13 protein-coding genes and 1 pseudogene are annotated in these 12,816 nt (G+C 55.9%); 3 read left to right on the top strand and 11 right to left on the bottom strand.

The genetic code is table 11. The features are described from left to right. Positions 1-246 precede the first annotated feature (246 nt). Together ABI171_RS14175 and ABI171_RS14170 are read left to right on the top strand one after the other, a co-directional pair. Positions 247-489 carry a type II toxin-antitoxin system prevent-host-death family antitoxin gene (locus ABI171_RS14175; protein WP_348093209.1) on the top strand — a complete coding sequence of 81 codons (243 nt, stop codon included), beginning with the start codon at positions 247-249 and terminating at the stop codon, positions 487-489. After that, positions 486-905 (top strand): type II toxin-antitoxin system VapC family toxin, encoded by a 420-nt coding sequence (locus ABI171_RS14170; protein ID WP_348093208.1) that lies wholly within the window; start codon positions 486-488, stop codon positions 903-905. The genes ABI171_RS14175 and ABI171_RS14170 overlap by 4 nt, the downstream gene beginning before the upstream one ends. Before the next feature lie 71 nt (positions 906-976). Here the strand turns inward: ABI171_RS14170 and cphA (ABI171_RS14165) are convergent, their stop codons facing one another. The 10 genes from cphA (ABI171_RS14165) to ABI171_RS14120 all read right to left on the bottom strand — a co-directional run bounded on the left by cphA (ABI171_RS14165) (position 977) and on the right by ABI171_RS14120 (position 10,991). Next, on the bottom strand, positions 977-3,547 hold the full coding sequence (gene cphA / locus ABI171_RS14165; protein ID WP_348093207.1) for a cyanophycin synthetase: 2,571 nt from the start codon (positions 3,545-3,547) through the stop codon (positions 977-979). A 59-nt stretch (positions 3,548-3,606) separates the two neighbouring features. Continuing rightward, entirely contained in the window at positions 3,607-5,769 is a 2,163-nt protein-coding gene (gene cphA / locus ABI171_RS14160; RefSeq protein WP_348093206.1) for a cyanophycin synthetase, read from the bottom strand. Positions 5,770-6,114: 345 nt separating this feature from the next. Next, positions 6,115-7,224 (bottom strand): integrase, encoded by a 1,110-nt coding sequence (locus tag ABI171_RS14155; RefSeq protein ID WP_348093205.1) that lies wholly within the window; start codon positions 7,222-7,224, stop codon positions 6,115-6,117. Between the two features lie 18 nt (positions 7,225-7,242). Next, positions 7,243-7,494 carry a DUF4224 domain-containing protein gene (locus tag ABI171_RS14150; protein WP_348093204.1) on the bottom strand — a complete coding sequence of 84 codons (252 nt, stop codon included), beginning with the start codon at positions 7,492-7,494 and terminating at the stop codon, positions 7,243-7,245. Further along, positions 7,491-7,811: a hypothetical protein gene (locus tag ABI171_RS14145; RefSeq protein ID WP_348093203.1), complete on the bottom strand. Its 321-nt coding sequence runs from the start codon at positions 7,809-7,811 to the stop codon at positions 7,491-7,493. Before ABI171_RS14145 ends, ABI171_RS14150 begins: the two co-directional genes overlap by 4 nt. Continuing rightward, positions 7,804-7,992 carry a hypothetical protein gene (locus ABI171_RS14140; protein ID WP_348093202.1) on the bottom strand — a complete coding sequence of 63 codons (189 nt, stop codon included), beginning with the start codon at positions 7,990-7,992 and terminating at the stop codon, positions 7,804-7,806. The genes ABI171_RS14145 and ABI171_RS14140 overlap by 8 nt, the downstream gene beginning before the upstream one ends. Then, complete coding sequence (locus ABI171_RS14135) at positions 7,989-9,956, bottom strand: replication endonuclease (RefSeq protein ID WP_348093201.1); 1,968 nt, start codon at positions 9,954-9,956, stop codon at positions 7,989-7,991. The genes ABI171_RS14140 and ABI171_RS14135 overlap by 4 nt, the downstream gene beginning before the upstream one ends. After that, a complete protein-coding gene (locus ABI171_RS14130; RefSeq protein WP_348093200.1) occupies positions 9,953-10,291 on the bottom strand; it encodes a hypothetical protein in 339 nt (112 codons plus the stop codon). The genes ABI171_RS14135 and ABI171_RS14130 overlap by 4 nt, the downstream gene beginning before the upstream one ends. Before the next feature lie 98 nt (positions 10,292-10,389). After that, on the bottom strand, positions 10,390-10,602 hold the full coding sequence (locus ABI171_RS14125; protein WP_348091795.1) for a hypothetical protein: 213 nt from the start codon (positions 10,600-10,602) through the stop codon (positions 10,390-10,392). A 137-nt stretch (positions 10,603-10,739) separates the two neighbouring features. Beyond that, positions 10,740-10,991 (bottom strand): ogr/Delta-like zinc finger family protein, encoded by a 252-nt coding sequence (locus ABI171_RS14120; protein WP_348093199.1) that lies wholly within the window; start codon positions 10,989-10,991, stop codon positions 10,740-10,742. A 317-nt stretch (positions 10,992-11,308) separates the two neighbouring features. Here ABI171_RS14120 and ABI171_RS14115 point away from each other — a divergent pair, with 317 nt between their 5' ends. Continuing rightward, complete coding sequence (locus ABI171_RS14115) at positions 11,309-11,767, top strand: helix-turn-helix transcriptional regulator (protein ID WP_348093198.1); 459 nt, start codon at positions 11,309-11,311, stop codon at positions 11,765-11,767. 140 nt (positions 11,768-11,907) lie between these two features. Here the strand turns inward: ABI171_RS14115 and ABI171_RS14110 are convergent. Beyond that, positions 11,908-12,678, bottom strand: a pseudogene (locus ABI171_RS14110) (contractile injection system protein, VgrG/Pvc8 family); the annotation flags it as partial. Between the last annotated feature and the right edge of the window lie 138 nt (positions 12,679-12,816).

The following is a 12,816-nucleotide window of genomic DNA, read 5'->3' as shown; positions in this document are numbered from 1 at the left end:
ATCCCCGCGAACGCGGGGATCCAACTTAAGTACTTGATTCAACATGGATTCCCGCGTTCGCGGGAATGACTCGGCAGATAGTTTTGTGCTAAAAAATATGGCATCTGAGATAGGTAACTAATCAGGTCAAATTTTGTTTTTGATTATAAAAAGTTGCGTATTTGCATGAATTACTCGATGAGGCAGTTTGGTTTTTACATAATCTTCGTATAAACTGGTTCATGAACTAGTTTATTGGAGGCTGTCATGTTTCAAGAAATCGGCGCTTTCGACGCCAAAGCCAAATTGTCTGAACTCTTGCGCGCCGTCGGGCTTGGACAACGCTACACAATTACCGTCAGGGGCAAACCCGTAGCAGATCTTGTCCCCAGTGAAACCAGTGTGCAGCATGATGTGCATGCCGCCGTCGCCGCTATGCGTGCGTTCAATAAAGTTGAAGGTCTTACCGCTGCAGACATCGGCGAAATGGTTGCCGAGGGTCGTCGATGACGTTGATCATCGATGCCTCCATGGCCCTGGCTTGGATATACGCGCGCGAAAAACCGGCTGAAGCAGCTTGCGCAGACCGAGCATTACAAGCAAGCATCGAGGTGGCGATGATGGTGCCGTCGCTTTGGCATACTGAAATTGCCAATGCGCTGCTGGTTGGCGAGCGGCGCAAGATCATCACGGAAGCACAAACCATCGACTACCTGATGCGCCTGAGTCGCCTGCCGATCGCAGTGGACGACGTGCTGCCGGCCTCTCGTCAGGAGCAAGTGATGGCGCTGGCGCGACAATATAGCCTCACTGCCTATGACGCCACTTATCTGGAGTTGGCGCTTCGCATGGGGGCCACGTTAGCTACGTTCGACGGCAAGCTTGCGACTGCGATGCAGGGAGCTGGCGGTAAATTATTTACCTGATTTAGCCCAGTAGCCAAATCTGATGGAAGGGGGGGGGCTGTGGTGCGGCAGCTCCCCCGATTAAATTTCCATCACACTTCAGCAATACGCTTGGCGATATGCTCCAGCGCCTCTTCCACCTGATCCACCAGGATCAGGCAAAGATCCCCCGGCGACAAGTGCGACAGCGCGGTATCGATGGCGACAAATTCGCCATTGATTTCTTCGGTCGCGGTGGTGCGGCGGGCGTTTTTCAAACCTTCGCGCAGCAAGCCCAGCACTTCGCCATCGGCGCGGCCGCGCTGGCACTGGTCTTGATACAAAATTACTTCATCGAAAGCATCGCCGAGAATCTCGGTCTGGTGACGAATATCGATATCACGGCGGTCGCCGGCGCCGCTGATGACCACTGAGCGGCGCTTGGCGGGGATGCTGTCGATCGCCTTGACCAGCGCCTGGATCGCGTCCGGGTTGTGGCCGTAATCGGCGATCAGGGTCGCGCCGCGATAGTCGAAGACGTTGAAACGGCCGGGTGCGGTGGCGGCGTCGTTGATAAAGCTGGCGAGGCCGGCGCGTATCACATCCCAATCCAGATTCAAGGCCCAGGCCGCAGCGATGGCAGCCATGGTATTTTCAATCTGGAAGCCGATCGTGCCGTTGCGGGTGAGCGGAATTTCCTGCAGCAGCAGCCGATGTTCTTGCTTGCCCTTGGCGGCGACGATGGCGTTGCCGTCCTGGTACACCACGCGATGGCCTTGGGCGCGATGCGTGGTCATCAGGGGGTGATGGAAATCGTGCGCGAAAAAGGTGACCGAGCCGGGACAGGACTTGGCCATGCTGGCGACCATCGGATCGGCCGCGTTCAAGACGGCATGGCCGCCAGGAGCAACGTTTTCGACGATGACTCTCTTGACAACACTCAAGTCTTCCACCGTGCTGATATAGCTCAGGCCGAGATGGTCGCCCATGCCGATATTGGTGACCACGGCGACGTCGCAGCGGTCGAAGCCCAAACCTTCGCGCAAGATGCCGCCGCGCGCGGTTTCAAATACGGCTGCGTCAACATCAGGATGCATCAGGACATTGCGGGCGCTGCGCGGACCACTGCAGTCGCCGGTGTCGATGCGTTGTTTTTCGATGTAGACGCCGTCGGAATTGGTCATGCCGACGCGCAGGCCTTTGCGGGCTAGCAGGTGGGCGATCAGGCGCACGGTGGTGGTTTTGCCGTTGGTGCCGGCGACAGCCACCAGCGGAATGCGGCCGTTGTCGCCATCGGCAAACATGGTGGCCATGATGGCTGCGCCGACCGGACGGCCCTTGCCATAGGAAGGGCTGATATGCATGCGCAGGCCGGGCGCGGCGTTGACTTCGACCACGCCGCCTTCCTGCTCTTCCAGCGGCTGGTGGACATTGTTGCAGACCACATCGACGCCGCAGATATCGAGGCCGACCATTTGCGCCGCGGCCACTGCGCGCGCCGCCAGTTCCGGATGCACGTCTTCGGTGACATCGGTGGCGGTGCCGCCGGTGCTCAGGTTGGCGTTGTTGCGCAATACCACGCGTACGCCTTGCTGCGGAATCGAATCGGCTGCGTAATTCTGTTTGGCCAGCGTTGCCAGAGCAATCGCATCGAAGCGGATTTTTGTCAGCGAAGTCGCATGGCCTTCGCCGCGCAGCGGATCGCTGTTGACCTGGTCCACTAGCTGGCTGATGGTGCGCACGCCGTCACCGATGACTTGTGGCGGATCGCGGCGGGCGGCGGCCACCAGATGGTTGCCAACCACCAGCAAGCGGAAATCATGACCGGGCAGGTAACGCTCGACGATCACTTCCGAGCAAATCTCGGCGGCCACCGCGAAGGCGGCCATGACTTGTTCGCGCGCAGTGATGTTGACTGCAACGCCTTTGCCTTGGTTGCCATCGCGCGGCTTGAGCACCACCGGACTGGCGATTTCCTGGGCCGCAGCCCAGGCTTCTTCCGCGGTGGAGACCACGCGGCCTATCGGCACCGGCACGCCGGCGGCGTTCAGCAGCTTTTTGGTCAGGTCTTTATCTTGTGCGATGGATTCGGCAATCGCGCTGGTGTGGTTGGTTTCCGCAGCCTGGATACGGCGCTGGCGGCTGCCCCAGCCGAACTGCACCATGCTGCCGCCGGTTAGCCGGCGGAACGGGATGCCGCGCGTTACCGCCGCATGGACAATGGAGCCGGTGCTTGGTCCGAGGCGGATATCTTCATCCAGTTCCTGCAACCGCGCCAGCGCGCCTGTCAGATCGAAAGGCTGGTCTGCCAGCGCCGCCAGGCATAACTGGCGCGCCAGTTCAAACGCCAGCTGACCGACTTCTTCTTCGCTGTATTCGACGATGACCTGATAGACGCCGGCTTCCAGCGTCGGCACGGTGCGGCTGAAGGTGACCGGGCAACCGGCTTCCGATTGCAACCCGAGCGCGGCGATTTCCAAGGCGTGCGCCATCGATACTACGTCGTTCTTGCCGGTCGCCTGCAAGAAGCCGATCTGTGGAAAACGCTCACGCAGCCTGGCCTCGAAACCGGCGATGCCGGCAATGGCGCGCTCGGCTTCCGCGCATGTCACAATGGCTTCAACAGCGGTATGTCGACTCCACAGATTGGGGCCGCGAAGTACTCGGATACGTGATACGTCCATTGACAGGATTTCCTAATTGTCTAATTATTTACAGAAAGTACGGTGCAGAAAGTTCAGAACTACGCCAACTCGAAAGTCTCGATCCCTGCACGCATCAAATCGTGAGAGATGTCCAGCGCCCACGCTGCGGCAATCGCCGCCAGCACGTTTTCTATCTGGAAGCTGTCTTTGCTGCGCGCGATCAGCGGCACGGTGGTGATGTCCGCCAGCAGCATTTCGTTCTTGCCGACGGCGAGCATGATCTGGTCGTTGCGGATGAACACTGCGCGCTGGTTTTTCTCAAGCTGCTCGGCAATCACCGGCAGGGCAGGATTGATGCCGAAAAAAATCACTTCGCCGTCGCACAGCGAGGCCATCTCAGCCACCAGCTTGTCGGCGGCGTTCAGCACTGCAACGCCGGTCGGCAACACCACATCAACCTGGGTGCGAGTGACTTTCACCATTTCCTCGGCGTCGCCGATGTAGTACTGCGGCAAGCTGTCGTTGGCGGCAATGTTGGTCACCACGCCGACCTGGCAGCGATCGTAAACCAGACCTTCCGACAGGATCGTATCGTGGCTGTTTTCAAATACCGCGGCTTGCACGGCGCGGTTGATCAGCACCCGTTGCGCCGATTCCCAATTGGCGCAGTCGCCTTTTTCAACCTGGCGCTGGGCGAAATACAGGCCATCGCCGCAAGCCAGGCCGACGTGGTTGCCGCTCAGGTGCAATTGCCAGGCGATCAGGCGCGAGACGGTGGTTTTGCCGTGGGTGCCGGAAACGCCGACAATCGGAATGCGGCCATTGTCGCCGGCGGCGAACAGATGTTCGATGATGGCGCGGCCAACCGGACGCGGTCGGCCTTCTGCGGGTTTCAAGTGCATCAGCAAGCCGGGACCGGCGTTGACTTCGACGATGGCGCCGCGCTGTTCTTCAAGAGGGCGGGAAATATCTTCCGCCACCAGGTCGACGCCGGCAATATCCAGGCCCACCACGCGTGCCGCCAGGGAAGCTGCTGCGGCAACGCTTGGGTGCACCAGATCGGTAACGTCGATGGAGACATTGCCGTTACGTTGAATTAATACTTGTTTTCCGGCAGCCGGAATCGAGTCGCCGTTGCCGTTATAGCCTTGCCGTTCAAGTTCCTGGCGGATGACGGGATCCTGGTCCAGCAACACCAGGCCGAGCGGACACTCTTCGAGTTCGCCACGGCGCGGGTCTGAATTGATCTGGCTGGCGATCAGCTGCAAAACGGTCGAACTGCCATCGCCTGTGACAGAAAGAGGCTCGCCGCGCGCTGCTGCGGCCAAGCGGCCACCGACGATCAGCAACCTGTGCTCGTTGCCGCGAATGAAACGTTCGACAAGGACGCTGCTGCCTTCCAGTTGCGCCAACGCATAGGCTGTTTCGATTTCGGCGCGCGTGTTGAGGTCGGTAAACACACCGCGTCCATGATTGGCGTCGGTCGGTTTGACGACCACCGGCAAGCCGATGTCTTCGGCCGCTTCCCAGGCTTCTTCCGCGCTTTCCACTACCTGGCCTTCCGGCACCGGCACGCCGCAAGCTTGCAGCAGGGTCTTGGTCAGGTCTTTGTCGCTGGAGATGCTTTCGGCGATAGCGCTGGTCTGATCGGTTTCGGCAGTCCAGATGCGGCGCTGGCGAATGCCGTGGCCGAGCTGCACCAGATTGCCGTCGGTCAGGCGGAATGAGGGAATCTTGCGTTCGTCCGCGGCTTCGACGATGCAGGCGGTGCTCGGCCCCAGGCAACGCGAATCGACCATTGCGCGCAAGGTGGCGATGGCGGCGGGAACATCGAACGGTTTGTCTTCAATCGCCGCCATGACCAGGTCGCGCGCGGCGTGCAGCGCGGCGCGGGTGACTTCTTCGTGGCGCGCACGCACGGCTACCTTATAGACGCCGCGTACCGAGGTGCTGCGGGCTTTGCCGAAACCGCCGGGCATGCCGGCCAGGTTTTGCAGTTCCAGGGTGACGTGTTCGAGAATGTGGCCGGGCCAGGTGCCATCTTGCAGCCGTTGTACAAAACCACCGCGCTCGCCGTAGCTGCAACGGTGTTCAATCAGGGATGGCAGCCAGCCGGTCAGGCGCTGGTTGAAGCCGGGCAGGGTATTGGAAGGGAAATCCTCCAGCTCGCCAATGTCGATCCACGCCTCTAGGGTTGATCTGTACGTCCATATATTTGGTCCGCGAAGGGACATGATACGGAGAATTTCAATGTTTTTCATGAGTCAGCAATGAGGCTAAAGGCGTTGGCCAAAATGGCCAGAAGTGGATATCGGAACGATTGCGTGTGCCGATTTCAACACCCTGCAACAACTTGTAACGCGCTAAAGCGCGGTTTGGTTTACAGCGAGCTACTAAAAATAATATGCGCCAAAAAGATAGTGTTATTTAGTAACGAAAAGTAACGTTTCCAGAAAACCCGATAGGATATAATACTTATTAAAAAATGTGTAAATTCAGTGTGTTATGGTAATAACATCTCCGCAACCCATCTAAATATGCCCTTTGTAGAGTCAGTACGGGCGTGGGGGTGTTGTTGAGTTGCGGAGACTGAATATTCGCTAAAATCACCTTGTCGGTTTGACGTTTTCCCCGACGCGAACATAGATTTTCTTGGTAATTTCTTGTTGCGTGTGTCCTAAAAGTTTGCTTGCTGCTAACACATCTTTAATTTCACTAGCGGCCTTTGGGCGAATATCACGAAATTGGAATTGACGGACCCGCGCTGCTAGTTCAGCTTTCGTCGAATCCTTTTCTGACTCTTTCATTAACTCGTTGACTGCTGCACTTCGGGCTGCTTCAAATCGCCTACGTAACTTGTGATTGTTGAGGGGCATTCCTGACGGAGTGGCTACTAGGTATAGGCTGCGAATTTTACGAGGTCTGGCGCGAATGCGATCTAGCACCAATCCCAGTTCTGATCGGACGCCATTTTCATCGTCTAGAATGATGCGCAAGCGTTTCTTTGTTTTGTTCTGCTTTACCTCTAACGCCCCGTCTCTGAGATCTGTTTCCATCATCTTTAGTACGTCTGCTGGGCGCTGTCCCGTAAGATAGGCGATGTCCATTGCATCTTTCAATTCTTCTGCTGCCTCCGCATAGACTGCTGACCATATAGCGTCGTCGGCATAAAAATCACGTGGTGTTTCCTTGTTTTTCCTCACGCCTCTGCAAGGATTCTCCTTTTCCGTGTAACCCCATTCACGTGCCATATTCCAAATATGCGAAAACAATTGAATTTCCCGATTGGCGCGAGACGTTGCTGGAGTCCCAGCCTCAGCTCCTTTAGCTTTTGATTTCCGACTATCCCTATACTGCGCTATGTGTTGCGGGGTGATCGCGTTAATCGGTGCCGTGTCAAAAACTTTGCGTAGTTGTCCAAGACATTGCCTATTCTCAATTTGCGTTCCTGGTGCTTTTTCTGGAATGGTGTCGCGTTCATAACGATCAAAGATCACTCGCAAAATCCCCGTTTCGACTGGTGCAGGTTTGCATTCCAGTTCGGCCCACTTGCGCTTAGCCTCGTTCAAATCAGCACCTAGTGGTATTTCGATACGTTTGCCGTTGCCGTCACGACCGTTATAGTAGAAACTTTCCCAGACCTTGCCACTGACAAGGCGCTTTGTCCGCCGCAGCATTCGTGGGGGAAGATCTCTGGCTGTAGATTTTGGACGCATTTTGTAGATTACTCCAATTTATCGGATGCTAGAAAAATCAGGGACCCATCCGCCAGTCGTAGCCAAGGCTGCGGGATTAATGCCAGCTAATTTTAGACGTGCATAGAGTCTGCCGACGATAGCTTCCCCAGCCTTGTTTTTATGGTAAGTCCAGCCATTGCCAGACAACCATACGATCTGATCGCCTTTGCGGGAACTGCCAGTGATCTGCGCAATTTCTTCTGGTGCAAGCATTTCGCTGCTGATGGGCATTTCAAAAATGGCGCTCATACTTCTTCTAGTTCTTTGGTAGTTATTGGGGTATGGATGGAGAGCGTGATGTTGCGGTAAGCGGTGCAGGTTGCCCAATCGAACCCGATGTAGCAGGTTGACGGCGGTCCGACCTGGTCAGAAGTCAGAATGTCCGAGACTGGCACGGCGCGAAAGCAGCCGGGCAAATGATGTTCCAGCTCAACCCAGGCGTGCAGTTCGCCATTGCCTAGGTCGCGGCGGAGACCATTGACGTAGCCGGCTTGGATGCCTTCGTCGGAGTCGAATGTCACGCGGTCGCGCACTTTCACGGTGATAGATTGAGTGGCCTTATTCATGGAAGGCCCCCAGGATCAAGCCGGTTAGCAGGCAAAACATAATGACTAGGCCGGCGAGAAAGGCCAGCACGACCCGATAGGGGGCGTTGAAGCGATTAAATGCGGGCTGAATGGTCTCGACAACACCGGCCATGGCAAAGGCCAGCAGCGAGTTTAGACATACGTGCATCAACAATTTCATAGGTCACTTTCAGTAATAAAAATTCGTGGATATGGGCAGGCGCCGAGCGCTGCCCAGGTAGTGACCAGGCGCTTGCGTGCCGCCATGTCGTTTTTTTCATACGCGGCCACTTCCTGCCGGCGCGTCTCTTCACACCGCGCATTCATCGCGGTGGCAAATTTGTCGGTTTCCCGTTCCAGGTTTTTCGATTTTTTATCAATCGCCGACCAGTCGGTGGGCTGATATGCCGGCTGCGGATTTTTTTCGATGAAAGCAGCAAGCCGAACTGCTGTTGCTGCTATTTCTTCCGGCGTTAAAACCGAAGTAGAAATTTTCTGTTTGGTTTTTTGCGTACAGTTATTTACACCAGTCCAAGGTAGGTCAAAGACCACAGCCTTGGCGGCGCCGACGACCGTCCATTGATAGCGGACCGATTCGTACACTGCACGGGGATTCCATGCGTGATAAATGCCACATGGCTTCTCTGTCTCATAGGTCGCGTACTTGCCTTCGACTATGGTGCTACGCGTGGCGATCTTAACCAGCCCCTTGCGTCCGACCAAGGGGCCGCCTTGCGCACGCAGGTAATCGCTGTAGGAGGCTTGCTTGATCGTCTTGACGGTTTCGACGCGCTTGCCGTCAACGATATTGGTTTCCTTTGTTTTGATGGTCTGGGCAGCCTGCCAGGCCGATTTAACCGCTTCTGGTGCGTTGATGATGCTTTCGCTCTTGACGCGTCGCAGTTCACGCCAGGGGCCGATAGGCGCTCCGCCGACCTGCTGAAATTGCCGAATACCCCAGGTCTGCGCCCAATAGCACACGCGTTGACTAGGCGTCAGCATTTCGTCACCGGCCAGGTCGTCGGTCACAATGTAGGTGCGGCCGTCTTCCCGCATGTGGTGATCGCCAACATGTTCGCCGTCGATGTTCTTGGCGATATATTTAGCGATGTAACCAGCGGCAGTCCCTTTGCCGGCTTCGATGCGGACTAGCTTGACCCGGTTCTTGTCGGCGCCGCGTTCGTCGCCGTCCTCGATCAATGCGTAAGCTGTGATGATCGCCTCGTAGCGCTCCTGGTGTTCAGGCGGCACAAACATCAGCATGTGCCAGTGTGGGCAGCCATCGTGATGTGGTTCGGCAATGCGGAAGCCGTAAGCGTGGATACCGTCGCGGTGCAGCTTGGAGCGGATGCGCTTCCATACGTCGCACAGATACAGCTGGGCATCGCGTGGCGTGGGTTCGCCAAACTCGATATATCGCGGGTTCGATTCGCCGCTCTTGCTCAGTACAGCGTGATATTTGCTTGGCGCCGTGATGGTCGCAAACAGACCGACATGGCCTAGGTCGAAAGCGATTTCTTCGAAGCCACGTATGCGCGTCATCAGTTCGCCGCGCCGATTGGACTTGTTGGCGATCCCGAGCGCAGCTAAGGCGTCCAGGCTGTAGACCTGGCCGTTTTCGTTTTGCAGCTCGATGGAGGCCAGTAGTTTGGCGTTCTGCTTGTTGCGGCGCTGCTGGCGATACGCTGTTTCGTTGCTGACATAGGGGCCGGTCTTGAAGCTGGTGAACCCCAGGCGGATCGCCATATGTTCGCAGCGGCGCGCATGCGCTTTGCGGATGCCACGCAACCACCAGGCTTTGTCCAAGGCCCGGCGAATGATTTCGTTTTCTTCCTCGCCTGCCGGCGGCGCCACAGTCAAGCGCGAACAAAGATTGTGAATTGCGGACAAGATCGCATCCAGGGATTGCAAGTCGGCACAGAACTGATAACACTCGCGGGCGGCGCTGTCGGCAGCACGATAGAGTGCTTCATCAGGAGCATCGAGCGGCAGCAAGTAATGATCTGCCGACCAGATTTCGTCGATGACATCGATCTTGTGTTCGTGCTTGTTCATGCCATCGCGGGCAAACAGATCGCGCAGGGCGCGGCCCATGCGCTTCGGCAGACTGGTGATGGCATCGGTGGAGTAGAAGCGGTAGCTCATGCGGCGATACCGTCCGATTCGTGACTGGCTGCGGGAAACTGGCAAGGTAGTTCACCACCTTGCGCACAGCGCAGCACGTTTTGCAGTTGCTTGATTAGCCGACTGGCTTCGCAATGCAGCTTGCCGCGCTCCAGGGCGTTCAGTGATTGCAGAGGGACGTCACCCTTATTGCTACCGATGCCGGCCATATGCGCCAACATCTTGCGATCCCGTGGCGGGATACAGTTCCAGCGGCCAGCGCGCACGCTTTCCTTGTCGCCGGCCAGCATGATGTAGGCGTGCTCCAGATGTACGTGCGCGATGTCTTGGTGTGCTTGTGGGAAGTGGAATGTCATGGCTTATCCCCCGATGACGCCAATGGCTTGCAACAAGGGACCGGCCATCATCAGGAGACAGCCGAGGGTGATTACGGAGAAATCGAACAGGAATTTTTTCATACGGTCACCTGTGCATTAGTGACCAATTCGCCTACGGTGAGGGAGTGCAGACCAGTTTCGAGATGCAGTACCCATTGGTGCGTGCTGCCGTCCTCAAATTGGAAGAGGATTCGCTGTACCGAAAATATTCCAATGCCGTCGTGGTGACGTGCTTGTACTGGCTTGACCGTAATGGTTTTCAACTGGGTGAAAACAGTTTCTACTGACATGATTGACCTTTCTTCAGGGTGAGCGAATCCCGCACGTCTGAAAACAGACGTTGCAGGTCGATAACTAATGGGAGTAAAGCGGGCTAGAGCAGCGCTATGGCGGCGCTAGGATGTGGGGTATAGCAATCATTGACGACTCACAGTATTAGCGCCAACTGGTTAGCGCAGGCATTGCGAACATGCTGCGATACGTGAATACGTACATCAGGATTCGGCATTGCCGACATCGACAAAGTGCGCAGCACCTCCAAACTGGCGACGAAAACGTGCCCGCATTCCGGGTTCTGGCACATGTAGGTGATCTCTTTCATCATGTCCGACATGGTGCGGCTCTTGGCGGCGCGCACGCGATGATGGCAATGTGGACAAGGAATGCTGATAACTCTCATTGTGGCTTTCGGTCGACTAAGATTAAGACGTGGCGCTACTGTTCTAACGGGTGATCACGCTCGTGGTGCTCCAAGCCAAGAATGCACATGCGACGCATGAATGCTGACATTGAACGTCCATCATTGATGGCAAATCTCTCGAATTTTTGCACCTCTTGGGGGACTAGCCGTACCAGCAAGCGCTTGGCATTGGTTTTTTTGGGATCGCGTGGGAGTATTGTGTCTGGTGCCATAAGGTATCATTTGGAAACATCATCAAAGAATGACGTAAATATAGCGCAATAAATGGCGTATGTAAATTAAAAATAGGTTGAAAAATGCGTGAATTAATTGGTTCTCGGTTGAGAGCAGAACGTGAACGGCTTGGTTATAACCAGATCGAGTTTGCAGCTATCGGTGGTGCATCGAATAGAACGCAAGTAGATTGGGAGAGAGGAAAGCAAGTGCCTAATGCAGAATTTCTTGCTCTTGTTGCTGTCGCTGGCGTTGATGTCCAATACATACTTACCGGGAAACGTTCGTCCATTGCAATGACATTGGATGAAGAAGAATTGTTGACTGGTTATCGTGGCCTCGATATTCGTGGTAAAGCTGGTGTACTCGGCATGGTCGAAACACTTGGAACGCCCTCCCCAAGTGCTATACGCGAAAAACAAGCGCAACTCGCTCACCCCATAACTGGGAAGAACGCTCAGATAAATTCTGGAAAGAAGAGTACTAATATTTCAGGTAACGCGAAGGTTAAGATCGAGCGTAAAAAAAAGGACGGTCTATAAATTCAGGCCGCGTCTGTCCCTCCTGACAATTTCAAACAAGGCCGTAGCTGATAAGAAAAAGCGTAAGAAGAAGTCGCGTCGCAAGGGGAAGACCGGTATAGAAACCGGGAGCGGGATGATACAGGTTGCTGATCAGAAAATCACGCCCCGCTGGCGTTTTCCGCGATTATTTCCCGCCGTTCCTGAATCTTTACCCACTCAAGTTTTGCTGAGCGCACAGCCGATTGCTTACTTGTATAAATATGCGGTAGTGTTTTTGGATGGCTTCGAGATCCTGCAAGCTGTTCCCCTTGCTTCTTGCTAACCTTGTCGCGCCATTTAGCGATCACGCCGGTAATGCCGGGATCAGGATCGACCTCATCCTCGCGCTCCACTTCCGCTTCCTCGGTGCGCGTCTCCAGCTCGATGCCGCTGGTAAAACCGGCGTCGCTGATGCTGTGCCTGACCTTGGCTGTTAGCCAGTCCTGATTATCGATATCTGTTTTGAATCCTACGACCGCCACAGGCGATTGCGGCATCAGCGCCGGATCGCCAATGGCCAGCGACAATTCCAAGGTGGCGGCGCCGCGCTGGATGCGCTGCCACTCTGCAACGGCAGCGGCGCGGGCGTCCGCCTCACTAGCGTATGTCGTGCGCAGCCGCTTGCTATTGCCTGGCAATCCCGCCACCACGCTGCGGCGCATGCCATGCCGGTCATCATGCCAGAACACGCGCACGCCGCTGTAGCTATCGCGCTCGGCGCTATGGTATCGATGCCGGTCGCCCAGGTTGCGCGTGATACGGATCATCGGCAAGTCGCGGCCTGATGCCGTCTTGCTGCGGCCCGCCGGCATAAACAGCAGGGTGTCATTTTTCACAGTCGCTGCCGCATCGTATTTCTTGCCCAGCCGGCGCAGGAATGCTGCGTCGCTTTCTCTGGTTTGCCCCCTGTGTCAGACTAGTTGTCGCCTATAAAAATCAATTTTTATAGGCAGAAGTAATGATGAAATCGAAATATTCCGAGGCCTTTATTGAGCAAGCGTTAGTCAAGGTGTTTTCTCGGGGCAATC

Source organism: Collimonas sp., assembly GCF_039923675.1.
In the GTDB taxonomy this organism is placed as follows: Bacteria; Pseudomonadota; Gammaproteobacteria; order Burkholderiales; family Burkholderiaceae_D; genus Collimonas.
Note: the sequence above shows the minus strand (reverse complement) of the source record. Positions and strands in the feature narration are given on the sequence as shown.

What these genes read in the sequence shown, in the direction of transcription:
- ABI171_RS14120 (WP_348093199.1), bottom strand. Translation starts at nt 10,991, where the DNA reads ATGAGAGTTATCAGCATTCCTTGTCCACATTGCCATCATCGCGTGCGC.
- cphA (WP_348093206.1), bottom strand. Translation starts at nt 5,769, where the DNA reads ATGAAAAACATTGAAATTCTCCGTATCATGTCCCTTCGCGGACCAAAT.
- ABI171_RS14130 (WP_348093200.1), bottom strand. Translation starts at nt 10,291, where the DNA reads ATGACATTCCACTTCCCACAAGCACACCAAGACATCGCGCACGTACAT.
- ABI171_RS14135 (WP_348093201.1), bottom strand. Translation starts at nt 9,956, where the DNA reads ATGAGCTACCGCTTCTACTCCACCGATGCCATCACCAGTCTGCCGAAG.
- ABI171_RS14175 (WP_348093209.1), top strand. Translation starts at nt 247, where the DNA reads ATGTTTCAAGAAATCGGCGCTTTCGACGCCAAAGCCAAATTGTCTGAA.
- ABI171_RS14140 (WP_348093202.1), bottom strand. Translation starts at nt 7,992, where the DNA reads ATGAAATTGTTGATGCACGTATGTCTAAACTCGCTGCTGGCCTTTGCC.
- ABI171_RS14145 (WP_348093203.1), bottom strand. Translation starts at nt 7,811, where the DNA reads ATGAATAAGGCCACTCAATCTATCACCGTGAAAGTGCGCGACCGCGTG.
- ABI171_RS14150 (WP_348093204.1), bottom strand. Translation starts at nt 7,494, where the DNA reads ATGAGCGCCATTTTTGAAATGCCCATCAGCAGCGAAATGCTTGCACCA.
- cphA (WP_348093207.1), bottom strand. Translation starts at nt 3,547, where the DNA reads ATGGACGTATCACGTATCCGAGTACTTCGCGGCCCCAATCTGTGGAGT.
- ABI171_RS14170 (WP_348093208.1), top strand. Translation starts at nt 486, where the DNA reads ATGACGTTGATCATCGATGCCTCCATGGCCCTGGCTTGGATATACGCG.
- ABI171_RS14115 (WP_348093198.1), top strand. Translation starts at nt 11,309, where the DNA reads ATGCGTGAATTAATTGGTTCTCGGTTGAGAGCAGAACGTGAACGGCTT.
- ABI171_RS14155 (WP_348093205.1), bottom strand. Translation starts at nt 7,224, where the DNA reads ATGCGTCCAAAATCTACAGCCAGAGATCTTCCCCCACGAATGCTGCGG.
- ABI171_RS14125 (WP_348091795.1), bottom strand. Translation starts at nt 10,602, where the DNA reads ATGTCAGTAGAAACTGTTTTCACCCAGTTGAAAACCATTACGGTCAAG.